At 74.6% G+C, this 26,557-nt stretch carries 23 protein-coding genes and 1 pseudogene; 11 read left to right on the forward strand and 13 right to left on the reverse strand.

The window, feature by feature from the left end; translation table 11 throughout:
• Positions 1-3: 3 nt before the first annotated feature.
• The 4 genes from AD017_RS24275 to AD017_RS24290 are packed head-to-tail and all read right to left on the reverse strand — an operon-like array spanning position 4 to position 4,368.
• The gene (locus tag AD017_RS24275) at positions 4-1,245 is read right to left on the reverse strand and encodes an ABC transporter ATP-binding protein (RefSeq protein ID WP_060575671.1); all 1,242 of its coding nucleotides are present in this window, start codon (positions 1,243-1,245) and stop codon (positions 4-6) included.
• A gap of 35 nt (positions 1,246-1,280) precedes the next feature.
• Positions 1,281-2,114 carry a carbohydrate ABC transporter permease gene (locus AD017_RS24280; RefSeq protein ID WP_060575672.1) on the reverse strand — a complete coding sequence of 278 codons (834 nt, stop codon included), beginning with the start codon at positions 2,112-2,114 and terminating at the stop codon, positions 1,281-1,283.
• A complete protein-coding gene (locus AD017_RS24285) occupies positions 2,114-3,076 on the reverse strand; it encodes a carbohydrate ABC transporter permease (RefSeq protein WP_010224899.1) in 963 nt (320 codons plus the stop codon). The genes AD017_RS24280 and AD017_RS24285 overlap by 1 nt, the downstream gene beginning before the upstream one ends.
• On the reverse strand, positions 3,073-4,368 hold the full coding sequence (locus AD017_RS24290) for an extracellular solute-binding protein (RefSeq protein WP_060575673.1): 1,296 nt from the start codon (positions 4,366-4,368) through the stop codon (positions 3,073-3,075). The genes AD017_RS24285 and AD017_RS24290 overlap by 4 nt, the downstream gene beginning before the upstream one ends.
• 214 nt (positions 4,369-4,582) lie before the next feature.
• On the opposite strand from AD017_RS24290, the gene AD017_RS24295 reads away from it, so the two are divergent.
• Complete coding sequence (locus tag AD017_RS24295) at positions 4,583-5,614, forward strand: LacI family DNA-binding transcriptional regulator (RefSeq protein WP_060575674.1); 1,032 nt, start codon at positions 4,583-4,585, stop codon at positions 5,612-5,614.
• Positions 5,615-6,886, forward strand: coding sequence for a DUF4032 domain-containing protein (locus tag AD017_RS24300; RefSeq protein WP_060575675.1), 1,272 nt, complete (start codon positions 5,615-5,617; stop codon positions 6,884-6,886).
• A gap of 9 nt (positions 6,887-6,895) precedes the next feature.
• Here AD017_RS24300 and AD017_RS24305 read toward each other — a convergent pair whose 3' ends face one another.
• On the reverse strand, positions 6,896-8,998 hold the full coding sequence (locus AD017_RS24305; RefSeq protein ID WP_010224907.1) for an elongation factor G-like protein EF-G2: 2,103 nt from the start codon (positions 8,996-8,998) through the stop codon (positions 6,896-6,898).
• A gap of 120 nt (positions 8,999-9,118) precedes the next feature.
• On the opposite strand from AD017_RS24305, the gene AD017_RS24310 reads away from it, so the two are divergent.
• Positions 9,119-10,525, forward strand: coding sequence for an NAD-dependent malic enzyme (locus AD017_RS24310; protein WP_060575676.1), 1,407 nt, complete (start codon positions 9,119-9,121; stop codon positions 10,523-10,525).
• Between the two features lie 10 nt (positions 10,526-10,535).
• On the opposite strand, the gene AD017_RS24315 is transcribed toward AD017_RS24310, so the two are convergent.
• On the reverse strand, positions 10,536-11,246 hold the full coding sequence (locus AD017_RS24315) for a hypothetical protein (protein WP_060575677.1): 711 nt from the start codon (positions 11,244-11,246) through the stop codon (positions 10,536-10,538).
• The gene (locus AD017_RS24320; protein ID WP_139316804.1) at positions 11,243-11,425 is read right to left on the reverse strand and encodes a hypothetical protein; all 183 of its coding nucleotides are present in this window, start codon (positions 11,423-11,425) and stop codon (positions 11,243-11,245) included. The genes AD017_RS24315 and AD017_RS24320 overlap by 4 nt, the downstream gene beginning before the upstream one ends.
• A gap of 147 nt (positions 11,426-11,572) precedes the next feature.
• Here AD017_RS24320 and pdxT point away from each other — a divergent pair, with 147 nt between their 5' ends.
• The gene (gene pdxT / locus AD017_RS24325; RefSeq protein WP_010238012.1) at positions 11,573-12,187 is read left to right on the forward strand and encodes a pyridoxal 5'-phosphate synthase glutaminase subunit PdxT; all 615 of its coding nucleotides are present in this window, start codon (positions 11,573-11,575) and stop codon (positions 12,185-12,187) included.
• A gap of 98 nt (positions 12,188-12,285) precedes the next feature.
• Positions 12,286-12,780, forward strand: coding sequence for a hypothetical protein (locus AD017_RS24330; protein ID WP_060575679.1), 495 nt, complete (start codon positions 12,286-12,288; stop codon positions 12,778-12,780).
• A gap of 47 nt (positions 12,781-12,827) precedes the next feature.
• Here the strand turns inward: AD017_RS24330 and AD017_RS24335 are convergent, their stop codons facing one another.
• Positions 12,828-13,955, reverse strand: a complete 1,128-nt coding sequence (locus tag AD017_RS24335; RefSeq protein WP_060575680.1) for a hypothetical protein — start codon at positions 13,953-13,955, stop codon at positions 12,828-12,830.
• A gap of 312 nt (positions 13,956-14,267) precedes the next feature.
• Here AD017_RS24335 and AD017_RS24340 point away from each other — a divergent pair, with 312 nt between their 5' ends.
• Entirely contained in the window at positions 14,268-14,927 is a 660-nt protein-coding gene (locus AD017_RS24340; protein WP_075314394.1) for a hypothetical protein, read from the forward strand.
• On the opposite strand, the gene AD017_RS24345 is transcribed toward AD017_RS24340, so the two are convergent.
• Together AD017_RS24345 and AD017_RS24350 are read right to left on the reverse strand one after the other, a co-directional pair.
• Positions 14,858-17,008 (reverse strand): cation-translocating P-type ATPase, encoded by a 2,151-nt coding sequence (locus AD017_RS24345; RefSeq protein WP_304438051.1) that lies wholly within the window; start codon positions 17,006-17,008, stop codon positions 14,858-14,860. The genes AD017_RS24340 and AD017_RS24345 overlap by 70 nt on opposite strands.
• 100 nt (positions 17,009-17,108) lie before the next feature.
• Positions 17,109-17,381: a DUF1490 family protein gene (locus AD017_RS24350; protein ID WP_227012573.1), complete on the reverse strand. Its 273-nt coding sequence runs from the start codon at positions 17,379-17,381 to the stop codon at positions 17,109-17,111.
• 296 nt (positions 17,382-17,677) lie between these two features.
• Here AD017_RS24350 and AD017_RS24355 point away from each other — a divergent pair, with 296 nt between their 5' ends.
• Positions 17,678-18,427, forward strand: coding sequence for a YebC/PmpR family DNA-binding transcriptional regulator (locus tag AD017_RS24355; protein WP_010232547.1), 750 nt, complete (start codon positions 17,678-17,680; stop codon positions 18,425-18,427).
• Positions 18,428-18,521: 94 nt separating this feature from the next.
• A complete protein-coding gene (gene polA, locus AD017_RS24360) occupies positions 18,522-21,338 on the forward strand; it encodes a DNA polymerase I (protein WP_082538298.1) in 2,817 nt (938 codons plus the stop codon).
• A gap of 4 nt (positions 21,339-21,342) precedes the next feature.
• Here the strand turns inward: polA and AD017_RS24365 are convergent, their stop codons facing one another.
• The 3 genes from AD017_RS24365 to AD017_RS24375 all read right to left on the reverse strand — a co-directional run bounded on the left by AD017_RS24365 (position 21,343) and on the right by AD017_RS24375 (position 23,700).
• Positions 21,343-21,876: a hypothetical protein gene (locus AD017_RS24365; protein WP_060575683.1), complete on the reverse strand. Its 534-nt coding sequence runs from the start codon at positions 21,874-21,876 to the stop codon at positions 21,343-21,345.
• A 131-nt stretch (positions 21,877-22,007) separates the two neighbouring features.
• A complete protein-coding gene (locus tag AD017_RS24370) occupies positions 22,008-22,547 on the reverse strand; it encodes an MOSC domain-containing protein (protein ID WP_060575684.1) in 540 nt (179 codons plus the stop codon).
• A gap of 7 nt (positions 22,548-22,554) precedes the next feature.
• On the reverse strand, positions 22,555-23,700 hold the full coding sequence (locus AD017_RS24375; RefSeq protein ID WP_060575685.1) for an alpha/beta hydrolase: 1,146 nt from the start codon (positions 23,698-23,700) through the stop codon (positions 22,555-22,557).
• A gap of 140 nt (positions 23,701-23,840) precedes the next feature.
• Here AD017_RS24375 and ruvC point away from each other — a divergent pair.
• From ruvC to ruvB, 3 genes and pseudogenes are all read left to right on the forward strand, one after another.
• Positions 23,841-24,431, forward strand: a pseudogene (gene ruvC, locus AD017_RS24380) (crossover junction endodeoxyribonuclease RuvC); the annotation flags it as partial.
• A gap of 194 nt (positions 24,432-24,625) precedes the next feature.
• A complete protein-coding gene (gene ruvA, locus AD017_RS24385) occupies positions 24,626-25,234 on the forward strand; it encodes a Holliday junction branch migration protein RuvA (RefSeq protein WP_060575686.1) in 609 nt (202 codons plus the stop codon).
• Between the two features lie 59 nt (positions 25,235-25,293).
• Complete coding sequence (gene ruvB / locus AD017_RS24390) at positions 25,294-26,313, forward strand: Holliday junction branch migration DNA helicase RuvB (protein ID WP_060576590.1); 1,020 nt, start codon at positions 25,294-25,296, stop codon at positions 26,311-26,313.
• Positions 26,314-26,557: the final 244 nt, after the last annotated feature.

Here is a 26,557-nt window from a genome sequence, read left to right on the forward strand (position 1 = left end):
CCGTCAGGAGGCCTCGCCCCGGGCCTGGGCCACCTGCTCCGCGCGGTCCTCGGCCGCGATCCGGGTCAGCTCGGCACCGGCGTCGGAGTCGCGGGTGAGGTTCTCGCCGGACTCCGGGTCGAACACGTGGATCTTCCGCGCGTCCAGCCAGAACTCGGCCTCCCGGCCCTCCCGGATCCGGCTCGTCGAGTCGATCGACACGATCGCCTGGGTCCGCAGCTGGTCGGAGTCGAGCTCGCGGGACAGCTCCTTGAGCTTCGCGTCGACCTCGGCGGGCGCCTCGTACGGGATGTAGGCGAACTGCGAGTCGCCCAGCCACTCGGTGACGTCGACCTTCGCGGTGAAGGTCGAGCCGACGTGCTTCTTGGCGTCGTCGACCAGCGACGCGTCCTCGAAGTACTCCGGCCGGATCCCCACCAGCACCAGCTCCTTGCCCTGCACCTTCCCGGCGCGGGCGGCGTCGAGCTCGATCGGCCCGAACGGTGTCTCCAGGGTGTTCCCGGAGACCGTCGCGGGGAGGAAGTTCATCGGGGGCGACCCGATGAAGCCGGCGACGAACAGGTTGACCGGCTGCTCGTAGAGCTCGCGCGGCGAGGCGACCTGCTGGATGACGCCCTTGCGCAGCACGCAGACCCGGTCGCCGAGGGTCATCGCCTCGGTCTGGTCGTGCGTGACGTAGACCGTGGTGATGCCGAGGCGGCGCTGCAGCCGGGCGATCTCGGTCCGCATCTGGCCGCGCAGCTTGGCGTCCAGGTTGGACAGCGGCTCGTCGAAGAGGAACGCGTCCGCGTCCCGGACGATCGCGCGGCCCATCGCGACGCGCTGGCGCTGGCCGCCGGACAGGTTGGCCGGCTTGCGCTGCAGGTGCTCGTGCAGCTCCAGGACGCCCGCGGCGTCGTTCACCTTCTTCTGCACCTCGTCCTCGGGCGCCCTGGCCAGGCGCAGCGGGAACGCGATGTTCTCGAAGACCGACAGGTGCGGGTAGAGCGCGTAGTTCTGGAACACCATCGACAGGTTCCGGTCGCGCGGGGCCTTCTCGTTGACCCGGGTGCCGTTGATGACCATGTCCCCGGAGCTGATGTCCTCCAGGCCCACGATCATGCGGAGCAGGGTCGACTTCCCGCAGCCGGACGGGCCGACGAGGATCATGAACTCGCCGTCGGCGATGTCCATGCTCACGTCGTTCACGGCCGGGAAGCCGTCCCCGTACTTCTTGACGATGTTCTTCATCTCGATCGACGCCATGGCCGGTCGGTTCCTTTCTCCTGAGTACGGGGTTCTCAGCCCTTGACGGCGCCGTTGGTCAGACCGGCGACGATCCGCCGCTGGAAGATCAGGACGAGGACGACGACGGGGATGGTCACGATCACCGCCGCGGCCGCGATCGGGCCGTTCGGCGACTCGAACTGGGAGGCGCCGGAGAACAGCCCCAGTGCCGCGGGCACGGGGCGGGACGCGCTGGTGGAGGTCAGCGAGATCCCGTAGGCGAAGTCGTTCCAGGCGATGAAGAACGCGATGATCGCCGTCGTGAACACGCCGGGTGTCGCCAGCGGGACGATCACCTTCCGGAACGCCTGCCAGGTCGTCGCCCCGTCCACCTGCGCGGCCTGCTCCATCTCCCACGGGATCTCGCGGAAGAACGCCGACATCGTCCAGATCGACAGCGGCAGGGTCAGCGACAGGTAGGGGATGATCAGGCCGGGCCAGGTGTCGTAGAGCCCGATCTGGCGCCACAGGTTGAACAGCGGCGTGACGATCGAGATGACCGGGAAGATCGCCACCGCGAGTGCGGTGGAGAGGATCAGCTTCTTGCCGCTGAAGTCGAGCCGGGCGATCGCGTAGGCGGCGAACATCGACAGCACGCAGGCGATGAACGTCGCGATCAGCACGATGCCGAACGAGTTCCGCAGCGCGGGCAGGAACAGCTCGGCGGCGTCACCGACCAGGATCTGCTCGTAGTTCTCCCAGGACAGCGCCGTCGGGAGGAACTGGCCGTTCGCGATGTCGTCGGACGACTTCAGCGACAGCGACACGATCCAGCCCACCGGGAACAGCGCGTAGACCACGATCGCGACACCGGCGACGATCCACAGGACCTTCTCGCGGGTGGACATCACTTCTCCCCTCGGGCCTGGGACAGGTCGACCTTGAAGCCCTTGATGAATCCGACGCAGATGACGACCACCGACAGGAACAGCAGCACCGACACCGCGGAGCCGAGCCCGATCTCCACCCGGGCGATCGTCTGCCGGTACGCCAGGAACGAGACCGTCTCGGTGTCGTTGGCGCCGTTCGTCATCACGAAGACCGTGTCGAACACCCGGAACGCGTCCAGGGTGCGGAACAGCAGGGCCACCATGATGGCGGCCTTCATGTTCGGGATGGTCACCTTCCACATCCGCTGCCACCAGGTCGCGCCGTCGACGCGGGCGGCCTCCTGCAGGACGTCCGGCACCTGGGCGAGGCCGGCCAGCAGCAGCAGCGAGATGAAGGGCGTCGTCTTCCAGATCTCCGCCAGGCAGATCACGAACAGCGACGAGAACGTCCCGCCGAACCAGTCGGTGTCCGCGGCGACGCCGGGCACCCAGTCGAACCACGAGTTCACGAACCCGGAGTCCAGCGAGAACGCGTACTGCCAGGCGAACGCCGAGACGACCGTGATCACGGCGTACGGGATGAGGATCGCGGCCCGCAGCACCGGCCGGATGGCCTTGAGCGCGTTCATCATCACCAGGGCGAGGGCGAAGCCCAGCACCAGCTCGACCGCGACCGTGACCACGGTGATGAACACGGTGACGCCGAACGAGATCCACCAGATCTCGTCGGTCAGGATCACCGCGTAGTTGTTCAGCCCGACGAACGAGATGTTGTCCGGGTCGGTCAGCCGGTAGTCGAACAGCGAGTACCAGACCGCCTGCACGATCGGGTACGCGGTGACCAGCAGCATGACGGCGAACGCGGGGCCGGCCAGCATCCAGCCGAGCCGCTGCTCGGACCGGGCCCGGTCGCTCGGGTCGCGACCGGCCGGGGAGGCCGCGGTGTCCCCGGTGCCGGGCTTCACCGACGTCGTGGTCACAGCAGTTCCTCCTTCGCCAGGACCGCCTTGATCAGGGCGGCGGTCGCCGGGCCGACGCCGGGCGGGTCGATGCCCGCGGTCGGGTGGTAGTTGCGCTGGATCGACTCCGAGACCTCGCTGTAGTACGCGGTCTGCGGGCGGGGCTTCGCCTGCTGCAGCGACTGCGCGATCACCGGCGCCATCGGGAACTCCTCCACGACCTCGGGGTCGGTGAACACCGACGTCTTGGCCGCGGGGTTGCCGTTGGTGAGGAAGTACTGCTTCTGGTTCTCCTCGGACACGATGCACTCGGTGGCGTCGTAGGCCAGGTCGACGTGCGGGCTGAACGCGCCGACGCCCAGGTTGATCCCGCCGTACGGCGGGGCCGGCCGGGTGCCGGCGGTGACCTGCGGGTAGATCGCCCACCCGAAGTCGTCCAGTGTGGCCTGGTCGACGGTGCCGTCCTCGACGGCGCTCTTCACCTTGCCCCAGACGAACGGCCAGTTCACCTGGAACATCGCGTCACCGGCCTGGAACGCGTTGGAGTTCTCGTCCTCCGACGCGGTCGAGAAGCCCGGCCCGCCGACGGCGGAGACGTTCTTCATGATCTCGGCGGCCTTCGTCGCGGCCGGCGAGTCCAGCCCCAGCTCGACCCCCTCGGGGTCCTCAGGGGACGGGTTGGTGACGATCTCCCCGCCGCCCGACTCCACCAGCGCGTTCAGCCACACGGTGAGCGACTCGGCGCGGATGCCCTGCGCGGCGATCGTCGAGTTCTGCCGCTGCGCCGCGGCGATCACCTGGTCCCAGGTGACGGGCTTCGACATGTCGAGACCGGTGGCCGCGACCTGCGACGTGCGGTACCAGAGCAGCTGGGTGTTGGCCCAGAACGGGACCGTCACGAGCTCGCCGTTCCAGCTCGCGCCCTCCTTCGCCGAGTTCACGACGCCTGCCGTGGTGCGCTGCGCGACGTCCTGCGGGACGGGGGCGAGGAAGCCGGCCTCGGCGAACTCGGGGATGTAGGGCGGGTCGATCGACATGATGTCGATCGAGCTGTCGTTGGCGGCGAGCCGCCGGATCAGCTGCTGCCGTTGCTCGGAGGACTGGCGCGGCAGGGTCGAGACCTCGATCCGGTACGCCCCGTTCGACGCCGCGGTGCAGGCGGCCGCGATCTCGGCCTGCCCGCCGTCGTCGGGGTTGATGTACCAGTTCAGGACGGGTGGGCCCGCGGGTGCACCCCCGCAGCCGGCCAGGCCGACGAGTGCGGCTGCGGCCACACCGGCGGCCAGCACCCTTCTCCACCGTGCGTGACGCATGGTCAACTCCGAACTCCTGTGTTCGTACCGCGATGCCGCCGACGGCGTTGGAAGCGTTTGCAAACAGACTGTGCGCCAGCGACACGATCGTGTCAAGGGTCACACCGTTGCCGCAGGTCGGTGCCCGATCCTGGCCGACGGGTCTGATTCGGTCCAGCTCGGACCGGTAACATCCGGGCTTGCAATCGCTTGCAGTATTCGTCATACATGTCCGGTGTCCGGACCGGTCAACCTGGCCGACGTGGCCCGGCTGGCAGGCGTGTCGCCGGCGACCGCGTCGCGTGCGCTCAGCGACCACCCGCACGTCGCCGAGGCCACTCGGGCCCGCGTGTGGGCGGCCGCCCGCGCCCTGGAGTACGTCGTGTCACCGGAGGCGTCCGGACTCGCGCGCGGCCGCACCGGGCGGATCGCGGTCGTCGTCCCGCACCTGGCGCGGTGGTGGTTCGGCGCCGCGCTGGAGGGACTGTCCGAGGTGGCCCGCGCCGCCGCGACCGACGTCCTGCTCTACCGGCTCGGGGACACGGAGTCGCGGCGCGCGTTCTTCGACGAGCTGCCGGCCCGCCGGCGGGCCGACGCCGTCGTCCTGCTCGGGTTCGGTGTGGACGAGCGCGAGCGCGGACGGCTGGACCGGATCGGTGTCGGGATCGTCTCGGCAGGAACCCGGATCGGCAGCCACCCGTCGGTGTCGATCGACGAGTACGCGGCGGGCCGGCAGGCCGTGGACCACCTGCTGCACCTCGGGCACCGGCGGATCGGGATGATCGTGACGACCGATCCGGAGCTGGACCCGGTCCAGCCGGCGGGGCGCTCGTCGGCGTACCGGCGGGCGCTCGCCGACGCGGGTGTCCCGGCCGACCCGGGGCTGGTCGCGACGGTGCCCTGGAGCCCGGAGGGAGGTGCCCGCGCGATGGGGGAGCTGCTGGGCCTGCCCGAGCCGCCGACGGCCGTCTACGCCCACTCCGACGAGGTGGCCCTCGGTGCCGTCGGCACGCTGCGGCGGGCCGGCCTGCGCGTGCCCGAGGACGTCTCGGTGATCGGCATCGACGACCACCCGCTCGCCGCGCTCACCGACCTGTCCACGGTGGCCCAGCCGGCCGCCGAGCAGGGCGCCGTGGCCGCGCGGTCGGCGCTCGCCGGGATCGCGGGCGAGCCGGTCGAGCCGGTCGTCACGGTCCCGACCCGGCTGGTCATCCGGGGATCGACGGCGCCGCCCGCGGACCGGCGTCCGGCCCGGGGGGTGTCCTGAATGGCCCGCCCCGGCGCGGAGCGGCCGCCCGAGGTGGTGCTGCGCACCCCCGGTCCCGGGCTGATCGGGCTGCCCTGGGAGCTCCCGCTCGCGGAGTGGGACGAGACCGAGGTCCCGTTGCGCGACATCGAGGTCGGCACCAGCAGGCACCTGGTCCGCTTCGTCGAGGCCGACGGGGCGCTGTGGGCGCTGAAGGACCTCCCCGAGCGGATCGCGCGCCGGGAGTACGAGGTGCTGCGCCACCTGGAGGACGAGTGCCTGCCCGCGGTGAAGCCGGCCGGGTTCGTGAACCAGCCCGCGCACGAGACCGCGATCCTCGTGACCCGCTACCTCACCGGATCCTGGCAGTACCGGCGGCTGATCATGCGGCTGCCGCCGAACCGGCCCCGGCACCGCGCCCGGCTGTTCGACGCGATGATCTCGCTGCTCGTCGACCTACACCGGCACGGCGTGTTCTGGGGCGACTGCTCGCTGAACAACACGCTCTTCGTCCGGGACGGCCAGACCCTGCAGGCCTCCCTGGTCGACGCCGAGACCAGCGAGGTGCACCCGACCGGCCTGTCGGACGGGCAGCGCGAGCTCGACCTGTCGATCCTCGTCGAGAACGTCGCCGCCGGGATGATCGATCTCGCGGAGTCCCTGGACCGCCCGCCGGAGATCGTCCCGCAGCTGATCGACGAGGCCACCGCACTGCCGGACCGCTACCGGCAGCTGTGGGACGCACTGCACACCACCCCGGTGTTCGCCTTCGGTGACCGCTACCGGATCGAAGGCGTGATCCGCGAGCTCAACGACCTCGGGTTCGCCGTCGACGAGGTCTCGCTGCGCCCGGTCGGCGACGGCCGGTCCCGGCTGCAGGTCTCCGTCGGCGACCGGACCTTCCACTGCACGCTGCTGCGCCGGCTCACCGGCGTCGAGGTGGGGGAGGGGCAGGCCCGGATCCTGCTCGGCGACCTCAACGCGCACCGGGAGTGGATGCGCGGGCGGACGGGGCAGGACGTCTCCGAGCGGGTCGCCGCGCGCAGCTGGGCCGACCACTGCCTGGAGCCGGGGATGCGGGCCGCGCACGAGGCGCTGGGCGGGGTCGGCTCCGAGGTGCAGGCCTATTGCGACCTGCTCGAGGTGCGCTGGCTCCTGTCCGAGAGGGCCGGGGCCGACGTCGGCAACGAGGCCGCGCTCGCGGCGCTCGGCGGGCGGGCGCCGACCGACTCCGCGGCGAAGATGGCGGTCGCCGACACGCGGGACGACCAGCTTCCGCGCAGCACCGACTGAACCGGCCGGTCAGGCCGGGCGCTCGGCCCAGCGTGCGAACGCCCGCGTCACCGTCGCGGCGCCGGAGGTGAGCGCGCGCAGGTCGACCGCGTGCCGCAGGAGCTCGGTGCGCGGGACCTCCGCACGGACGAGGGTGTGCCCGGCCCCGTCCGGATCGGTGCCGAGCACCTTGCCCCGGCGCGCCGCGAGGTCGCCGAGGACGGCACCCAGGCGCTCGTCGTTGATCCGGATCCGCACCTCGTCGATCGGTTCGAGCACGCGCAGCCCGCAGCTCTCCGCCGCGGCGCGCAGTGCCAGGGCCCCGGCGGTCTGGAACGCGGCGTCGGAGGAGTCCACGCTGTGCGCCTTGCCGTCGGCCAGCGTCGCCCGGAAGTCGACGACCGGGTGCGTCGCGCCGCCGTCGCCCACCGGCAGGCCGCGCTCCGCCTGGGCCCGGATGCCCTTCTCCACGCTCGACACGTACTGCGTGGGGACGGCGCCGCCGACGACCGCCGAGGTGAACCCGATCCCGGAGCCGGCGGGCAGCGGCGCGACGTCGACGTGGCACACCGCGTACTGGCCGTGCCCGCCGGACTGCTTGACGTGCCGGCCGGTCACCCGCGCGGCCCGGGCGAAGGTCACCCGGAACGCCACCCGGACCTCCTCGACGTCGACGTCGGCCCCGGCGTCGCGGAGCCGGCCGAGGGCCACGTCGGCGTGCGCCTCGCCGGTGCACCACAGCACGGTCTGGTGCGTCTCGGGATCGCGCTCCAGGCGCAGCCCCGGATCGGTCGCGACCAGCCGGGCGAGACCGCGGGCGACGGCGTCCTCGTCCGCGCGGGTGTGGGGGACCAGCCCCACCGGCAGCAGCGGCGCCGGCCGTTCCCAGGGCGTCAGGTGGATCGGGTCCGCGGGGTCCGACAGCGTGTCGCCGACCGCGGCCTCCAGCCGGGTCAGTGCGCACAGGTCGCCGGCGACGCAGGCGGAGGTCTCCTGCAGCGCGGCGCCCAGCGGGGAGTACACGTGACCGATCCGCTCGTCGGGCTCGTGGCCGGGCGCCGGGCCGGTGCCCGGGCCCGGCGCGGGGCTCCCGACGTGGACCGTCGACTCCGGACGGAGCGTCCCGGAGAACACCCGGACCAGGCAGACCCGCCCGACGTAGGGATCGGCCCCGGTGTGCACGACCTCCGCCGCGAGCGGGCCGGACGGGTCGGCGGTCAGGGTGGGCCCGCCCGGTTCGACGACCGCGGGCGGTGTCCGCTCCGGAGGTGCCGGGAAACCCCGGGTGAGGATCTCCAGCAGCGACCCGAGCCCGGTGCCCGCGGTCGCGCAGACCGGGACGACGGGGTGGAGCGTGCCGCGGGCGACCGCGGTCTCCAGGTCGTCGATCAGCGTCGCGACGTCGAGGTCCGCCCCGCCGACGTAGCGGTCCATCAGGTCCTCGTCCTCGGACTGTTCGATGATCGCCTCGATCAGGGTGGTCCTGGCGTCGTCCGCACCGGGCGGGGCCGCGCCACCCGGCTCGCCGGAGAGCACCCCGTACAGGCCCGTCATCGCCCCGCCGGCGTCACGCAGCGGGAGGTGGCACGGCAGCACACCCTCGCCGAACGAGCTCCGGCAGGCCGCCACGGTGGCCTCGACGTCGGAGCGGGCGGTGTCGCAGCGGGTGACCGCCACGGCGCGCGGGATGCCGATCGCGGCGCACTCCTCCCACAGCGCGACCGTGCCCGGTTCCAGCTCGCCGTCCCGCCCCTCGGTGGCCGGTACGACGAAGAGCGCGGCGTCGGCGGCGCGCAGGCCGGCGCGCAGGCCGCCGCGGAAGTCGTCGTCCCCGGGGGTGTCGATCAGGTTGACGGTCTCGCCGTCCCAGAGCAGCGGCGCGACCGCGATCCCGACCGACCGCCCCCGGCGCACGGCGGCCGGGTCGTGGTCGAGGGTGGTGCTGCCCTCGGCGACGCTGCCCGGCGCGTCGATGGTGCCGGCGTGGGCCAGCAGCGCCTCGGCGAGCGTCGTCTTCCCACCGCCCGACGGCCCGACGAGTGCCACGTTGCGCACCCGGGCCGGGGTCGTGACGGCGGCGAGCCGCGTCGTCCGGGCCCGGGCCCGGCCGGGTTTGACCGCCACGGCGACCACCTCCCGTTCCTGTGTCCTGGATCACACACCCGGTGCCGGGATCGCGCAAGGACGCGTGACGCGCGTCGTCACACGGTTGACGCGCCGGTAACCACACGGCCGGCGGTACTGTCCGGCCCCGTGTCCATTCCCGGTCCCGGTTACGCGATCACCGCACGCGTCGACGCCCCTGCCCACCCCACCTCCGCCGGTGACCTGACCGCCGCGGTCGGTCAGGTCGGCGGGGTCGTGACCGCCTTCGACGTCGTCGAGGCACGCACCGAGCATCTCGTCGTCGACATCTCGGTCAACGCGCGCAACACCGAGCACGTCGAGGAGATCAAGGCCTCGATCGACGCGCTCGACGGGTTCTCCGTGCGCAAGGTCTCGGACCGGACGTTCCTGCTGCACCTCGGCGGGAAGATCGAGGTGCGGTCCAAGGTCAACCTCCGCACCCGTGACGACCTGTCCCGCGCCTACACCCCTGGCGTCGCGCGGGTGTCGATGGCGATCGCGGACAACCCGTCCGACGCCCGCCGGCTGACGATCAAGCGGAACACCGTCGCCGTCGTCACCGACGGCTCCGCGGTGCTCGGGCTGGGCAACATCGGCGCCGCCGCGGCGATGCCGGTGATGGAGGGCAAGGCGGCGCTGTTCAAGCAGTTCGCCAACGTGGACGCCTGGCCGGTGTGTCTGGACACCCAGGACACCGAGGAGATCATCCGCACCGTCCAGCTGATCGCCCCCGGCTACGGCGGCATCAACCTGGAGGACATCGCCGCGCCCCGCTGCTTCGAGATCGAGAGCCGGCTGCGGGAGCTGCTCGACATCCCGGTGTTCCACGACGACCAGCACGGCACCGCCGTCGTCGTGCTCGGCGCGCTGCGCAACGCGCTGCGTGTGGTCGGCAAGAAGTTCTCCGACGTCCGCGTCGTCGTCTGCGGCGTCGGCGCGGCCGGGTCGGCGATCATCCGGCTGCTCGGCTCCGAGGAGACCGCCGACGTGGTCGCCGTCGACGTCGACGGCATCGTCCACCCCGACCGCGCCGGTCTCGACGACAACCTCCGCTCGATCGCCGCGCAGACCAACCGCGACGGCAAGCAGGGGTCGCTGGCCGACGCGCTCGTCGGGGCGGACGTGTTCATCGGGGTCAGCGCGCCGAACCTCTTCGGTGCCGAGGAGCTGGCGACGATGAACTCCGACTCGATCGTCTTCGCGCTCGCCAACCCCGACCCCGAGGTCGACCCGACGGTCGCGATGCAGCACGCCGCGGTCGTCGCCACCGGGCGGTCGGACTACCCGAACCAGATCAACAACGTGCTCGCGTTCCCCGGCGTGTTCCGCGGCCTGCTCGACGCCCAGGCGCACGACATCACCGACGGCATGATGCTGGCCGCGGCGGAGGCGATCGCCGACGTCGTCGCCGAGCCGAACCCGTCGTTCATCGTGCCGAGCGTCTTCGACCAGAGCGTGGCCCCGGCCGTCGCCGACGCGCTGCGGGCCGCCGCGGCGAAGCAGGCGCGCGAGGGCGAGGTCGACGCGGGCTGAGGCCGGCCGCTCAGGGCGTCCCCGTGCCGGGCACCGCCGTGCCCGGGGCGGGGGCGGCAGGTCCGGCCGGGGGCGTCGCGGGCTCCGGCTGCGGGACCAGCAGGGCGGAGACGGCGACCGCGGCGGCCACCGCGGACCCGACCGCGAACCGCCTGCGGGGGCGCCGGAGCACCACCCCGGGACGCGGGACCGCGGCGACGAACCCGCGCGACGCGTCGTCCAGCGCCGCCGGGTCGGGCGGGGTGCGTGCGGCCGCGCTGCGGACGCGCTCGGCCGCCTCGACGATCCCGGGCACCCCGACGGCCGGGGCGACGGGCAGCGGCAGGCGGTGCACCGGGATCCGGTAGACCGACGCGAGCACGGTCCGCTCCGCCTCCGGCAGGGCGGGTCCGCAGAACAGGACCACCGGCCGTCCGGTGCCGGCCCGCCACCCGCGCTCGCCCTCGACCACGGTGCCCCACAGCGCGACGCAGCCGAGCACCGTCGGGCCGCCGAACCCGAGCCCGCCGACGTCCGCGGGGCGCCGCGCGGCGTAGAGCCCGCAGGTGCACCCCGGGTCGGGCGCCCGGTGGCCGTCCAGCTCGCAGACGGCGTCCAGCGGCGCGTCCGGCGGCCACTCCGTGGCGATGTGCACCGGAGACCACAGCCGCACCGGTGCGGGGTCGCGGACCCGCCAGGTCCGCCATCCGGGGACGACGCCGGCGACGTCGGGCGCACTCACCCGGCCGGCGGCACGGCCCCGGCGGCCACCGGCACGGCCTCGGTCCGCTCCGCCGGGCGCGGCTCCCGCTCGTCCGGGACCACGCCGGTCCGCGCGACCGGTTCCGGCCCCGGCGGACCGGTGCCGGGAGCGACCAGGGGTTCGGCCCGGAACACCCGGACCGTGCGACCGATGTCCATCGTCGTGCCTCCCCGCGCCGTCCCCCCGCCGGTCCAGGATCCGCCGTCGCACCGGGCGGGCGGCACCACCGGACGGAGTCGTGCCGGTGCCGCGACTCACGCCCGGACGGCCGGTTACCGCAGGTAAGGCCGGGTTATTCTCGGGACATGTCCTCCCCGACCATCGGTGTGCTGGCCCTGCAGGGCAACGTCCGCGAGCACGTCGCCGCGCTCACCGCGGCCGGTGCGCGCGCGCTGCCGGTCCGTCGCGCGGCCGAGCTGGACGCCCTCGACGGGATCGTCCTGCCGGGCGGGGAGTCGACGACGATGTCGAAGCTCCTGGACGCGTTCGAGCTGCTCGACCCGCTGCGTGCCCGGCTCCGGGCCGGGCTTCCCGCCTACGGCTCCTGTGCCGGGATGATCCTGCTGGCCGACGAGATCCTCGACGGCCGCCCGGACCAGCACCAGCTGGGCGGGCTCGACGTCGTCGTCCGGCGCAACGCGTTCGGCCGGCAGGTCGACTCGTTCGAGACCGACCTGGAGTTCGACGGGCTCCCCGGCGGAGGGGTGCACGCGGTGTTCATCCGCGCCCCCTGGGTCGAGAAGACCGGCAGCGACGTCGAGGTCCTGGCCACCGTCCCGCACGTCTCGGAGGCGGGGGAGGCCGCGGGCCGCGCCGTCGCCGTGCGGCAGGGCCCGGTGCTGGCGACGTCGTTCCACCCGGAGCTGACCGGCGACGGCCGGGTACACGATCTGTTCGTCGGGATGGTGCGCGCCGCCTGACCCGGGGTGGGGCTGTCCCCCACCGCGGCCGGGGGAGCGCCGTGTGGGCCGCGGGGCCGGACGGGACGAGGCTGGACGGGCCGTCCCGAGGAGGTCCCATGAGCACGTTCGCCGTCGACGCATCCCGTGCGACGCGACCGGTGCCGCCGTCCGTCGTCACCCTGAGCGTCGCGCTCTGGCTGGGAGCCGTCCTCGCCGGTCTCGCGGAGACCCTCGTGCGGCTCGGCGTGGAGGTGCCGCCCACCGGCGGGGAGATCGCCGCGCGTGCCGGGATCTACCTGGTCCTCGCCGTGCTCGTGGTCCAGCTGCGCAGCGGCCGCGACGGGATCCGCTGGACCGTCGTCGCCGTGCTCGGTGTGCTGGGAACGCTGTCCCTGGTCGTCGAGCCGGCGGGAGCGCTGCTCGCCGGCGGGTCGGTGGGGGAGTTCCTGGTGACCGCGTCCGGGACCGAGCTCGCGGCGGCGGGGCTACGGCTGCTGCACGTCGCCGAGGTGCTGGCCGCACTGGCGCTGCTGTTCCATCCCGCTTCCCACGCGTTCTTCCGGCCCGGCGCGGTGGCTCCGGGCCGCGAGGCGGTGCGTCCCGCCGCCTGACCCGCCTGACCCCGCCGGGCACGGCCGGCGGGGTGGCGGGGTGGTCGTCACGCCGGTCCGCGCCGCACCGGCTCGGGCTCCCGGCGGCCGTGGGCCCGGCGCCCCGGCTGGGTCGACTCCAGCCTGCGGTGCCACTGCTCCCAGGTGTCGGGATCGAGGGTCCGCGCCGCGGGTGGGGTCGACGACGTCCGCTGCCGGGGTACGAACACGCCCGGCCCGGCGTCCTCCGCCGGTCGTGCCACCCGACGGTGTGGGCCCGATGCCTGCGGCGCGGGGGACCGGTGCGCCGGGGCGTCCGGGACCGCAGCGTCCGGCGCCGGGAGGTGGGGAACCGGGACACGCGGGAGCGGGACCCGGGGCGCCGGCGGCGGCGTGGCGTCCGCCCCGGGTGCACCTGTCGTCGTCCTCAGCCGGGCCGGGAGGGCAGGCGTGGGCCACGGCCAGTGCGACTGCACCGCCCGCGAGTGCCAGAACCCCAGCCCCAGCACCAGGCCGAAGATCAGGTGCCCGACCAGGGACAACGACACCGTGACCGGGGTCAGCGGGAACATCAGCTCCTCGCCGCGCGGGGCCAGCGCGACGGTGCCGACCAGCCCGGCCCAGACCGGCGCCACCGCGAAACCGACCGCGGCGAGCACCACCCGCGCCCGCGAGAGCCGGTGCAGCCCGCACGCCGACGCGACGACGAAGAAGGTCAGCCCGATGCCGCCGCCGTCGCCGATGTACCGCCACAGGTACCCCACGACGGCGCCGCCGGCCGTGTCACCGGGGCGCCCGGTGATCCACGTGCCCATGGTGGGGATGAAGTCGCCCCAGAGGCCGAGCATGTACACGGTGTCGAGCCGGAACACGTCGTAGACCGCGCAGGCGACCACGCCCCACGCCAGGCCGTGCGCGACGATCCGGTCGGCGGGATGCGGGTCGAACAGGGTCAGCACGGCCACGGCCGTCGCCAGGGGGACGACGAGCAGCGCCGCCGAGAGCTGCATCGGGACCAGGTCGAACACGTGCGCCGAGATCGCCAGCAGCGGCAGCGCCGCCAGCAGGACGTGCAGCGCCACCCGGCCCGTGCCCGCGGCGGGGGCCAGGGCCGGGACGGCCGCGCCGGCCGGCGCGGCGCGGGTGGGACGGGCGCGGGGAGCGCGCGGGGGCAGCGCGGGTCGAAGTCGCAGCATGGTTCGTTTCCGTGTCGGGGGCCCGGGGCGTCCGCCGCCCTCGGGGGGTGCGCCGCGGGATCGAGGGGGAGCGACCGCGGCGCGACCGGGTACGACGGTAGGGAGCGGGCCGGCGACCGGCCCCGTTCCTGGACGCCCGACCGGTCTCCGGCCCCGCCCCGGCGACGAGCGGGGGCCCGGTGCTCCCTCCGGCACAGCGCGTACCGCCGCCCGGACAGCCGTTTCTCAGGATCCGCGGAGGGGCGCGTCCCGCGTCCGGCGGCGGGACGGAGGACCCTGCCGCGTGCCCGTCCCGTCGCGCACGGTCGGGCCATGACGACTCGCACGGCGATGGGAGTGGTGGCCGGGCTCGCGCTCGGGCGCCTCGCGGCTCGCACCCTCGGGGTCACCCCCGCCGAGAGGGTGACACCGCTGCCCGGGGACGGGCTCGTGGCCGACGCGCCGGTGAGCGTCACCCGCGCGATCTCGATCGCGGCGCCGCCGGAGCGGGTGTGGCCCTGGCTGGTGCAGATCGGGCAGGACCGCGGCGGCTTCTACTCCTACGACGCGGTGGAGAACCTGTTCGGGCTGGACGTCCACAGCGCCGAGCGGATCGAGCAGTGCTGGCAGGACCTCGCCGTCGGCGACCCGGTCCGGCTCGCTCCGGGGACGCCGCTCCGGGTCGCCGCGCTGCGTCCCCGGGCGCACCTGGTCCTGGCCGAGGGCCCCGGAGCGGCGTCGCCGCGGTTCTCCTGGGCGTTCGTCCTCCGGACCGAGCCCGGCGGGACCCGGCTGGTGGTCCGCGAGCGCTACGCCGGGGGCGGCGCCGCCGCCCGGCTCGGCGCCGAGGCGCTCGTGCCGGTCAGCGCCGTGATGACGCGGCGGATGCTGCGCGGGATCCGGGAGCGGGCCGAGCGCGCCGGTCAGGCGGCCCGGCCGGGCTCCGGCCCGGGAGCCGCCACCGCACCGGGGGCGCCGGCCGGGATCCGGTAGCGGATGAGGCGGGAGCTGTTCCCGACGACGGCGACGCTCGACGCGTTGTGCAGGATCGCCGCCACCACCGGGGACAGCGCGCCGCCCGCGGAGACCACGAGACCGGCCGCGTTCACCGCGATCGACATGCCGTAGTTCTGCCGGATCAGGGTGATCGAGCGACGGCCCAGGTCGCGCAGGTCGAGCAGCGCCTCCAGGTCGTCGGCGGCGAGCGCGACGTCGGCCGTCTCGACCGCCACGTCGGTCCCGGCGACGCCCATCGCGATCCCGATGTCGGCGAGCGCGAGCGCCGGGGCGTCGTTGGTGCCGTCGCCGATCATGGCGACGGTGTGCCCCTCCTCCTGGAGCGCGCGCACGACGTCCTGCTTCTGCTCGGGCATGACCTCGGCGCGGTACTCGTCGATGCCGAGCTCCTCGGCCACCGCCTGCGCGGTCCGCGGGTGGTCGCCGGTCAGCATCACGATCCGTGCCACGCCGTCGGCGCGCAGCCGCTCCAGCACCGCGCGGGCCTCCGGCCGGACCGTGTCCCGCAGCGAGACCAGCCCGACGAGGGCCCCGTCGACCGCGAGCAGCAGCGGTGTCTCGCTGGCCCGCTGCAGCCTGCGCACCCAGTCGGCCGGCTTGCGCCCGACGGCGACACCCTGGGCGCGCAGGAGCTCGCGGGACCCGATCAGCAGCACCCGGCCGTCGGCCTGCACCCGCATGCCCTGCCCGACGAGCACCTCGCACTCCTCGTGCGGCGGGATCTCGATCCGGCGCTCCTCGGTGGAGCGGATGACCGCCTGCGCCAGCGGGTGCCGGGAGTGGATCTCCGAGGACGCCGAGTAGGCCAGGACCTGCTCGGGGGTCCAGTCGTCGTGGAAGGAGATGACGTTGGTGACGACCGGGCGGCCCTGGGTCAGGGTGCCGGTCTTGTCGAAGACGATCGCGTCGACCCGGCCCGCCGCCTCCAGGTGGGCGCCACCCTTGATCAGGATGCCGCGGCGGGCGCCGTTGCCGATGGCGGCGCTGATCGCGGTCGGCGTCGACAGCCCCACCGCGCACGGGCAGGCGACCAGCAGCATCGTCATGGCGCGCCGCACGTCCCGGGTGACGAGCAGGGTGAGCCCGGCCAGCAGGAACGACGCCGGCACGAACCGGCGGGAGAAGTTCTCGCCGACCGTCTGGATCGGCGCCCGGTCGCCCTGGGCCTGCTCGACCCGGTCGATGATCCGGCCGATCGCGGTGTCCTGGCCGACCGCCGTCGCGCGGACGACGATCCGGCCGCGCAGCAGCACCGAGCCGGCGTGCAGGGTGGTGCCGGGTGCGACGGCGACCGGCAGCTGCTCGCCGGTGATGGCGGCCTGGTCGACGACCCCCTCGCCGTCGACGACCTCGCCGTCGACCGGCAGCACGATCCGCTCGTGGACCACGACCTCGTCGCCGAGCACGAGGTCGGCGATGTCGATCTCGATCTCGGTCCCGTCGGTGAGGCGGGTCCAAGTGGTCGTGGTGGCACCGGTGAGCAGCTCGGAGATCGCCCGCCGGGACCGGCGCAGGGTCAGGTCCTGCAGGTACTCGCCGATGTTGAGCAGCCACAGCACGGTGAGCGCGACGACGTTCTCCCGCAGCACGAGGCTGGCGACGGTGGCGGCGGACACCAGCGCGTCGGTCCCCGCGCCGCGGCCCCCGGTCAGCGAGCGCAGGGCGCCGCGCAGGAACGGGTAGCCGGTGAAGATCGTGACGCCGGTGGCCACGGTCCGGCCGGCGGTGCCGAGCACCGGTGGCCGGCGCAGGCCGTAGCGGCGGAACCCGAGCGCGGCCAGTGCGACCCCGCCGACGACGAGCCGGGCGAGCTCACCGTTGTGCGTGTCCGCCGAGCGCGGGGTGCGGGCCGCGGTCGCCCCCGGGTCGGCGCCGAGCCCCTTGCCGATCGCCTCGGTCAGCTCGGTCCGGTCGCACCCGGCCCGGTACCAGACGACCACGTTGCCGGTGCGGGGGTAGGCGTGCACCTGGCGGACGCCGGTGACGTGGTCGAGCTCGTCCTCGACGGCGACGGCCAGGGCGACCCGGCCCCGCAGCGCGGGCGCGGCGAAGCGCACGCGCCCGGCGGCGTCGCTGAGGACGGTGAGGTCCGGGCCGGTGGGGTCGGTGCTCAGGATGCTCGCCTCGCTCGACTCGGTGCTCGACTCGGTGATCGGCTCAGTGCTCGTGGCCGTGCCCGTCGCCGGGTGCGGGGGCCTCCTCGCCGATCCGGCCGCGCGCCTCGCTGACGATGTCGGCCGTCGCCAGCCGGGCCTTCTCGGCGCCGGTCTCGGCGGCGCGGGCGCCGCGCAGGCCCCAGCCGGTCACCGTCACGGCGGCCTCGCGGACCGCGCCGGAGCGGGCGACCCGCTTCACGCCGTCGTACGCGACGGCTCCGGCCAGACCGCTCGCCACCAGGCCCGCGGCCTTTCCCACCACTGCTCCGAGCACGTGCCCGCTCCTCTCCGGTGCGACCACCCAGCCGGGTGACAACGGTGGTCGACAAGCCTCCACGGTAATCCCGCCGCGACGACGGCGCGGCCCGGGGACCCGCATGATCGCCGGACGAGCGCCGGTGCGGGCCCGGCGGTCCCGGCGGGCCGGACCGGGCGGTGCGGTGTGCCGCCGGTAGCATCGTGGGGTTCCCGCAGGTCCGGTGGTCCCAGCTCGCGCTGCCCGCCCGGGGCCTGCCCCGGCCACGCGCGGGCTGCGCGCGGCCCGAGCACGAGAGGTGGGCAGACGAGCCGATGAGCGGCCACTCCAAGTGGGCGACGACCAAGCACAAGAAGGCCGTGATCGACGCCCGCCGCGGCAAGATGTTCGCCAAGCTGATCAAGAACATCGAGGTCGCGGCCCGCACCGGTGGTGGTGACCCGGACGCCAACCCGACGCTCTACGACGCGATCCAGAAGGCGAAGAAGAGCTCGGTCCCGAACGACAACATCGACCGTGCGGTCAAGCGCGGCTCGGGTGCGGACGCGGGGGGCGCCGACTACCAGGCGATCACCTACGAGGGCTACGGCCCGAACGGCGTCGCGGTGCTGATCGAGTGCCTGACCGACAACAAGAACCGGGCCGCGACCGAGGTCCGGACGGCGATGACCCGCAACGGCGGGACCATGGCCGACCCCAACTCGGTGGCCTACCTCTTCACCCGGCGGGGCGTCGTCGTGCTCCCCAAGGGCGACCTGTCCGAGGACGACGTGCTGATGGCCGTCCTCGACGCCGGGGCCGAGGAGGTCAGCGACCTCGGCGACAGCTGGGAGGTCCTCTCCGAGGCCACCGACGTCGTCGCGGTGCGCACCGCGCTGCAGGAGAACGGGATCGACTACGACTCGGCGGACCAGGAGTTCCGGGCGTCGATGAACGTCGAGGTCGACGTCGACGGCGCGCGGAAGATCATCCGCCTGATCGAGGCGCTCGAGGACTCCGACGACGTGCAGAACGTCTGGTCGAACTTCGAGGCCTCCGACGAGGTCATGGCCGAGGTGGACTGAGCGCCACCGGTCACCGCACTACACGAGCCGCGGCCGTGCCCGTACCGGGCGCGGCCGCGTTCGTTGTCGGGGGTCGGTTCTACACTCGCCGCCGATGAGCACCGCGACGGAGAGCACCCCGAAGAAGGGGGCGCAGCAGAAGGCCCCGGGATCGTCCGGCAGGAAGGCCCCGGACCGGCCGCGCCTGCTGCTGCTCGACGGTCACTCCCTGGCCTACCGGGCGTTCTTCGCGTTGCCCGCGGAGAACTTCCGCACCGGCACCGGGCAGACCACGAACGCGGTCTACGGCTTCACCTCGATGCTGATCAACCTGCTGCGCGACGAGGAGCCGACGCACCTGGCGGTGGCGTTCGACGTCTCCCGGAAGACGTTCCGCTCCGAGCGGTTCGCCGACTACAAGGCGAACCGGACGACCACGCCGGACGACTTCCGCGGCCAGATCGACCTCATCAAGGAGGTCCTGGGTGCGCTGAACATCCCGGTGTTCGCGGTCGACGGCTTCGAGGCCGACGACCTCATCGCCACCCTCGCGACGCAGGCCGAGGGCCAGGGCTTCCAGGTGCTCATCACCACCGGCGACCGGGACGCGTTCCAGCTGGTCACCGAGGACGTCACGGTGCTCTACCCGAAGCGCGGCGTGTCCGACCTGGGCCGGATCGACCCGGCCGAGGTCGACAAGCGCTACGGGCTGACCCCGACCCAGTACCCCGACTTCGCGGCGTTGCGCGGCGACCCGTCGGACAACCTGCCCTCGATCCCGGGGGTCGGTGAGAAGACGGCGGCGAAGTGGGTCCGCGAGTTCGGCTCGCTCGCCGAGCTGACCGACCGGGTCGACGAGGTGAAGGGCAAGGCAGGCGACAACCTGCGGGCCAACCTGGCCAACGTGCTGCTGAACCGGCAGCTCACCGAGCTGGTCCGCGACGTCGACCTCGGTGCGGGCCCGGAGCAGCTCGAGGTGCGCGCCTGGGACCGCGACGCGGTGCACCGCCTGTTCGACGAGCTCGAGTTCCGGGTGCTGCGCGAGCGCCTGTTCTCCACGCTGTCGTCGGCCGAGCCGGAGGCCGAGGAGGGCTTCGAGATCTCCGCGGAGGTCGTCGAGCCGGGGTCGGTGCGGTCCTGGCTCGACGCCCACGCCCGCGACGGGCGGCGGATCGCGCTGAGCTTCGCCGGGGTCGCCGGGCCGGTCGCGGGCCGCGACGTCGCGGGGATCGTGCTGGCGGTCGGGGAGCCGACGGTCGAGCAGCGCGCGGCCGGGGCGACGGCGGGCGTCCCCCGGGCCGGCTACCTCGGTCTCGCCGGTCTCACCCCGGACGACGAGGCCGCACTCGGCGACTGGCTCGCCGACGCCGACGTGCCCAAGGCCGCGCACGACGTGAAGGCCGTCCTGCACGCGCTGCGGTCCCGCGGCTGGTCGCTGGCCGGGCTGACCAGCGACACCGCGCTCGCCGCGTACCTGGCGCGGCCGGGGCAGCGGACCTTCGACCTGGCCGACCTGGCACTGCGCTACCTGCGCCGCGAGCTGCGCACCGAGGAGCCGGCCGACGGGCAGCTGTCCCTGCTCGGCGGGGCCGACGAGGCGGACGCGCAGGCCGCGCAGCAGGAGATGTTGGCCGCGTCGGCGATCGCCGAGCTGGCCGACGCCCTCGACACCGAGCTCGCCGAGCGGGGCGGCACCGAGCTCCTCGCCGACCTGGAGCTCCCGCTGGCGTTCGTCCTCGCCGACTGCGAGGCGGCCGGGATCGCGGTCGACTCCGAGACGCTCTCGGACCTGGAGTCCGACTTCGGCGGCCAGGTCCGCGAGGCCGCGCAGAACGCGTACCGGGTGATCGGCAAGGAGATCAACCTCGGGTCGCCGAAGCAGCTCCAGGTGGTGCTGTTCGACGAGCTGGAGATGCCGAAGACCAAGCGCACCAAGACCGGCTACACCACCGACGCGGACGCGCTGCAGAGCCTCTACGAGCAGACCGGTCACGAGTTCCTGCAGTTCCTGCTGCAGCACCGGGACGCGACCCGGCTGAAGGTCACCGTCGACGGGCTGATCAAGTCCGTCGCCGACGACGGCCGCATCCACACCACCTACTCGCAGACGATCGCGGCGACCGGCCGGCTCTCGTCGACCGACCCGAACCTGCAGAACGTGCCGATCCGCACCGCGGCCGGCCGCCGCATCCGGGACGCGTTCGTCGTCGGGACCGGGCCGGAGGGCGGGGCCTACGCGGAGCTGATGACCGCGGACTACAGCCAGATCGAGATGCGGATCATGGCGCACCTGTCCGAGGACGAGGCGCTGATCGAGGCCTTCCGCTCGCAGCACGACTTCCACGCCGAGACCGCGGCCCGGGTGTTCGGCGTCGAGGCGGCCGGGGTGTCGGTCGAGCAGCGCGCCAAGATCAAGGCGATGAACTACGGCCTGGCCTACGGGTTGTCGGCCTACGGCCTGTCCGGGCAGCTGCGGATCTCCACCGACGAGGCCAAGGGCCTGATGGACGACTACTTCGCCGGGTTCGGCGGGGTGCGCGACTACCTGGCGGGCGTCGTCGACCAGGCCCGCAAGGACGGCTACACCGCGACCATCCTCGGCCGTCGCCGCTACCTGCCCGACCTGACCAGCGACAACCGCCAGCGCCGGGAGATGGCCGAGCGGATGGCGCTCAACGCGCCGATCCAGGGCAGTGCCGCGGACATCATCAAGGTGGCGATGCTCGGGGTGCGCCGGGCACTGTCGGCCGAGGGACTGCGGAGCCGGATGCTGCTGCAGGTCCACGACGAGCTCGTGCTCGAGGTGGCCGACGGCGAGCGCGAGACCTGCGAGGCGCTGGTCCGGCGGGAGATGGCGGCCGCCGCCGACCTCTCGGTGCCGCTCGAGGTGTCGGTCGGCTACGGCCGCAGCTGGGACGCCGCCGCGCACTGACCGGTCACGACCCGGCGAACTCCGGGGCACGGGGCCGCAGGTGGGCGGGTGCGAGCAGGCGGGCCGCCCGCCCCAGCTCGGCGACGAGCTGCTCGGCCGCGACGTCCTGCCGCAGCGCCTCGCGGTGCAGCGCACCGGTGACGGGGTCGCCGGCGTGGTGGCCGCACCGCAGCATCGGCGCCCGCTCCCGGCGCAGCAGGTCGGCGAGCGCCCGCCCGGCGGCGGCGAGGACGTCGACGTCGTCGAGGTCGACGGCGAACACCGCCCGGGACCCGTGCTCCGGTGCGGCCGCGGCCAGCAGGGCCGGTTCCGCGGAGCGGGCCCAGGCCCGCAGCGCGTGCCGGTCGGCGAGCGGGACGGGCAGCGTCACGCCGTCGGCCTCGATCCCGGCGAGGGTGAGCAGCAGGCCGGTGATCCGCGCCGAGCGTGTGGTCCACGCCGGGCGGCCACCGGGCAGGCCGAGCAGCATCACGATCCGGATGCCGGGGGCGGCCCGCCGGTGGTCGGCGGGGCGGTGCGGGGCGAGGACCGGCGACATCGGGTACCTCCCGTCGGGGACGTCGGGTTCCGGCTCGCCGCGCCCCGGCCTGCCGTTACGCCCGCCGACGGGCGGTGCCACGGCCCCGGTGGGCGGTCGCGCGACGGCGTCGGGTGGTGCCGGCCGTCGCGTCAGGCCGCAGCCGGTTCGAGGACGGTCAGGACGGCCCCGCCGACGCGGAGGACGCCGTCGTCGAGGGGCTCGCAGCGCACCCCGCCCCGCTCGCGCAACGCCGCCCACGCGCCGTCGCCGATCGCCGTGTCCATCCAGCGGCACGGGCGAGCCGGCCGGTGCACCCGGAACCGGACCGGACCCGCACCGGAGTCGAGTGCGACCAGCGCGCCGTGGCCGTCCCGGCCCACGGCGTCGAGGGCGTCGACGTCGGCGCCGCGCAGCACGACGTTCCGCCGGGCCGCCTCCGGTGTCGCCTCGACGCCCAGGAGCGCACCGGTGTGGTCGAGGGCCTCGGCCGCGAACAGGGTCACGGCGGCCCGGCGGTGCGCGGGCCGGCCGGCGTAGCGGTCGCCGACGATGCCGTGCCCCGCGCGGACGGTCACCTCCGTGCGGCGCAGCGGCTCCGGGTCCGGGCGGGGCCCGTCGGACGGCCGTCCCTCGTACGCGTGCTGGGGCGAGACCAGCAGCGCGACGATCTCGATCCGGGTCCCGGCCATCGGCGGGTCAGTCCGGGTCCGTGAGGAACCGGAGCACGGCCTCCCGGGCGAGCTGGGCGCCCGGACTGCCGAAGGGACGGTCGAAGACGTGGTCGGCGTAGGGGACGGTGACCAGGCGGCCGGGCACGCCGGCGGCGCGCAGCTCGGCGTCGTAGGCGACGACCCGGTCCGGGAACACGTAGTGGTCGGCGGAGCCCAGGAGGATCAGGGTCGGCGGCAGCTCGGGGCGCACCTGCTCGGCGGGGGAGAGCAGCCGCAGCAGGCCCGGGGCGTCGGCGGCGGCACCGCCGAGCAGGGTCTGCTGCAGGCCGGGGTCGATCAGGGTGAGGTCGACCGGCGGGTGGAACGCGACGACGCCCACCGGCGGCGGCCCCGGCGCCGGCGGCGGGGCGTCGGCCGGACCGGTCCCGCCGAACGCCGCAGGGGCCTCCGAGCAGGCGAGCGTGCCGTCGAGCAGGCCCGACGCGGCGCCGAGGGCCAGCGTGGCGCCCGCGGACTGCCCGCCGAGGACCAGCCTGCCCGGATCGAGCTCGCCCTCGGCGCCGGACCGGATCCGGTCGACGGCGCAGGCCACGTCGCGCTGCTGCTCCCGGCCGATCGGCTCGGGCGGCGGGAACCGGTAGTCGATCGCCGCGACCGCCCAGCCGCGGTCGGCCAGCCAGCGGTGCATCGCCGTCCGGTCGGTGCGGTCGCCGCTGGTCCAGCTGCCGCCGTGCGTCCACACCATCGTCGGGTGCGGGCCCGGCCCGGCGGGCAGGTAGAGGTCCATCGAGCGGCCCGGCGCGTACTCGACGGTGCGGTCCGGGTTCCCGGACGGCTGCCCGATCCCGGTGAGCGCGGACGTCCAGTCCAGCCGCACGCCCTCCCCGGCCGCGGCGCGGCCCTGCGCGGCGAGCACCGTCACCATCCCGACGGTGACGGCGAGGGCGACCGTCGCCGTCGCCCAGCCGACGACCGGGGCCCCGGCCTTGCGCGCCGCCAGCCCGATCAGGATGCCGAGGACGGCCGCGATCGCGGCGTGCAGCGGGTACTGCCCGGTGACGAACGACCCGGCGAACCCGATCACCGGCGTCTCCGGGCGGAACGCACCCACCAGGACCACCAGCAGGACCGCCGCCCAGACGAGCGCGGACCGGCGGAGGAAGGACGTCACCCGCGCACCCTGCCATCCGGGTCTTTCCCACCGGCGGGCCGGGCACGGACGGGCGAGTCGCGGCGCGCCCCGGCCGGGCTGCCGGCGGACGGCCGGTAGCGTGCGGGGTTCGAACGGACGTGCGGGAAGGGTGTGACGCGGTGCGGGTGCTCGGGGTCGACCCCGGCCTGACCCGGTGCGGGATCGGTGTCGTCGAGTCGGGGGAGGGGCGCTCGGTCTCGTTCGTCGACGTCGGGGTCGTGCGCAGCGGGACCGACCTCGCGCTGGAGCGCCGGCTGCTGACCGTGGCCGACGAGGTGGAGCGCTGGATCGCCCGCCACCGGCCGGACGTGATCGCCGTCGAGCGGGTGTTCAGCCAGCACAACGTCCGCACGGTGATGGGCACCGCGCAGGCCAGCGGCGTCGTCGCGCTGGTCGCGGCGCGCGCGGGGCTGCCGGTCGCGTTCCACACCCCCAGCGAGGTCAAGGCCGCGGTGACCGGCGAGGGCCGTGCCGGGAAGGCCCAGGTGACGACGATGGTGACCAAGGTGCTGGGCCTGGACACACCGCCGAAGCCCGCCGACGCGGCGGACGCCCTGGCGCTCGCGATCTGCCACTGCTGGCGCTCGCCGATGCTCGACCGGATGGCGCAGGCCCGGGCACGGGCCGACGAGCTGGCGGCGACCCACCGGGCCCGGCTGGCCCAGGCGCAGGCCGCCGACGACGGTGCCGCACCGACGGCGGCCGCCCAGTGGGCCGCGGCCCGGGCGGCGGCCGAGCGGTCCGGCGGTGCCTGGCAGGCGTCCACGGGGCGGCCCGGCGGCCCGGCGGCCCGCCCGGCCCGTGGGGGACCCGGCGGTGCGCGGCGCGGTACGGCCGCGCCGGGCGCCCCGGAGGCCCCCGGTAGCGTCCCGCGGCGGACGAACTCCTGGAAGGGGACCCCTCGGTGATCCACTCGGTGCGCGGCCCGGTCCTGGAGATCGGGCTCGACCACGTCGTCGTCGAGGTGGGCGGGGTCGGGCTCGCGGTGCACGCCACGCCGTCGACGCTCGGCGGGCTCCGCCGGGGCGAGGAGACCCGGCTCGCCACCACCCTGGTGGTGCGTGAGGAGTCGCTGACCCTGTTCGGGTTCGCCGACACCGAGGAGCGCGAGCTCTTCCTCCTCCTGCAGACGGTCTCGGGCATCGGGCCGCGGCTGGCGCTCGCCACCATCGCCGTGCTGGAGCCGGACACGCTGCGCCGCGCCCTCGCCGACGGGGACCTCGCCGTCCTCACCCGGATCCCGGGCGTCGGGCGGAAGAGCGCCGAGCGGCTGGTCGTGGAGCTGCGCGACAAGGTGACCGCACCCGCCGCCGCCCCGGCCGGGGCCACCTCCGCGGCGGCGCCGTCGCCGGTCCTCGGCGTGCGGGAGCAGGTCGTCGAGGCGCTGCTCGGGCTCGGGTTCCCGCAGCGACCGGCCGAGCAGGCCGTCGACGGGGTGCTGGCCGAGCAGCCCGACACCTCCGCGAGCGGGCTGCTGCGCACGGCGCTGTCGTCGCTGGGCCGGTCGCGGTGACACCGGAGCCGGAGCCCGCGGCGGACCCGTACGCCGACGCGTTCGACCGGGTCCGCGAGATCGACGCCGTCGCGCAGCCGGGGGAGGCCGACGTCGAGGCGTCGCTGCGCCCGCGGTCGCTGGACGAGTTCGTCGGGCAGCCGCGGGTCCGCGAGCAGCTCGAGCTCGTGCTGGAGGGCGCACGCCGTCGCGGCGACCCACCGGACCACATCCTGCTCTCCGGTCCGCCCGGCCTCGGCAAGACCAGCCTCGCGATGATCGTCGCCCAGGAGCTGGGCGCCTCGATCCGGCTCACCTCCGGGCCCGCGCTGGAACGCGCGGGCGATCTCGCGGCGATGCTGTCCAACCTCGTGCCGGGCGACGTCCTGTTCATCGACGAGATCCACCGCACGGCCCGGCCCGCCGAGGAGATGCTGTACCTGGCGATGGAGGACTTCCGGGTCGACGTCGTCGTCGGCAAGGGACCGGGTGCGACGTCGATCCCGCTCGACGTCGCCCCCTTCACCCTGGTCGGGGCCACCACGCGGGCCGGGTCGCTGACCGGGCCGTTGCGCGACCGGTTCGGCTTCACCGGGCACATGGAGTTCTACGAGGACCTCGAGCTCGAGCACGTCCTGCACCGCGCCGCGGGGATCCTCGGCATCGACCTGCGTGCCGACGGTGCGGAGGAGATCGCCGGGCGCTGCCGGGGCACCCCGCGGGTCGCGAACCGGCTGCTGCGCCGGGTGCGGGACTTCGCGGAGGTCCGGGCCGACGGCGTCATCCACCGCGAGGTCGCCCGCGCCGCCCTCGCCGTCTACGACGTCGACGAGCTCGGCCTCGACCGCCTCGACCGCGCCGTGCTGTCCGCGCTGGTCCGCTCGTTCCACGGCGGGCCGGTCGGCGTCTCCACGCTCGCCGTCGCGGTGGGGGAGGACGCGGGCACCGTCGAGGAGGTCTGCGAGCCGTACCTGGTGCGGGCCGGGATGCTCGCCCGCACCCCGCGCGGCCGGGTCGCGACCCCGCTCGCCTGGACGCACCTCGGGCTCACCCCGCCGGCCGACGCCCCGGCCGGGCACCGCATCGACCCGCTCTTCTGACGGTCCCGCCGGTCCTCCCGGCACCGGCCGGGCCGGCTCCGGGCCGGCTCCGTGCCGGTCCGCTACGGCGTGTGGGTGAGAGCGGGCGTCCGGGTCCGGCGGTCGCATGGGAGGATCCGGACGGACCGAACGGATCGGGCACACGTCCGGGGCCGCCGGGGGCATGCTGGACCGTCCGCACACCGCGCGGGAGCACCCGGACGGCGCGCGGAGCCCCGGTGTCCGGCGAACACGCCGCCGGAAC

The organism is Pseudonocardia sp. EC080619-01, from assembly GCF_001420995.1.
In the GTDB taxonomy this organism is placed as follows: domain Bacteria; phylum Actinomycetota; class Actinomycetes; order Mycobacteriales; family Pseudonocardiaceae; genus Pseudonocardia.

Coding starts and splice junctions, on each gene's coding strand:
- AD017_RS24275 (WP_060575671.1), bottom strand. CDS start 1,245: ATGGCGTCGATCGAGATGAAGAACATCGTCAAGAAGTACGGGGACGGC.
- AD017_RS24280 (WP_060575672.1), bottom strand. CDS start 2,114: ATGTCCACCCGCGAGAAGGTCCTGTGGATCGTCGCCGGTGTCGCGATC.
- AD017_RS24290 (WP_060575673.1), bottom strand. CDS start 4,368: ATGCGTCACGCACGGTGGAGAAGGGTGCTGGCCGCCGGTGTGGCCGCA.
- AD017_RS24300 (WP_060575675.1), top strand. CDS start 5,615: ATGGCCCGCCCCGGCGCGGAGCGGCCGCCCGAGGTGGTGCTGCGCACC.
- AD017_RS24320 (WP_139316804.1), bottom strand. CDS start 11,425: ATGGACATCGGTCGCACGGTCCGGGTGTTCCGGGCCGAACCCCTGGTC.
- pdxT (WP_010238012.1), top strand. CDS start 11,573: ATGTCCTCCCCGACCATCGGTGTGCTGGCCCTGCAGGGCAACGTCCGC.
- AD017_RS24330 (WP_060575679.1), top strand. CDS start 12,286: ATGAGCACGTTCGCCGTCGACGCATCCCGTGCGACGCGACCGGTGCCG.
- AD017_RS24335 (WP_060575680.1), bottom strand. CDS start 13,955: ATGCTGCGACTTCGACCCGCGCTGCCCCCGCGCGCTCCCCGCGCCCGT.
- AD017_RS24340 (WP_075314394.1), top strand. CDS start 14,268: ATGACGACTCGCACGGCGATGGGAGTGGTGGCCGGGCTCGCGCTCGGG.
- AD017_RS24355 (WP_010232547.1), top strand. CDS start 17,678: ATGAGCGGCCACTCCAAGTGGGCGACGACCAAGCACAAGAAGGCCGTG.
- polA (WP_082538298.1), top strand. CDS start 18,522: ATGAGCACCGCGACGGAGAGCACCCCGAAGAAGGGGGCGCAGCAGAAG.
- AD017_RS24365 (WP_060575683.1), bottom strand. CDS start 21,876: ATGTCGCCGGTCCTCGCCCCGCACCGCCCCGCCGACCACCGGCGGGCC.
- AD017_RS24370 (WP_060575684.1), bottom strand. CDS start 22,547: ATGGCCGGGACCCGGATCGAGATCGTCGCGCTGCTGGTCTCGCCCCAG.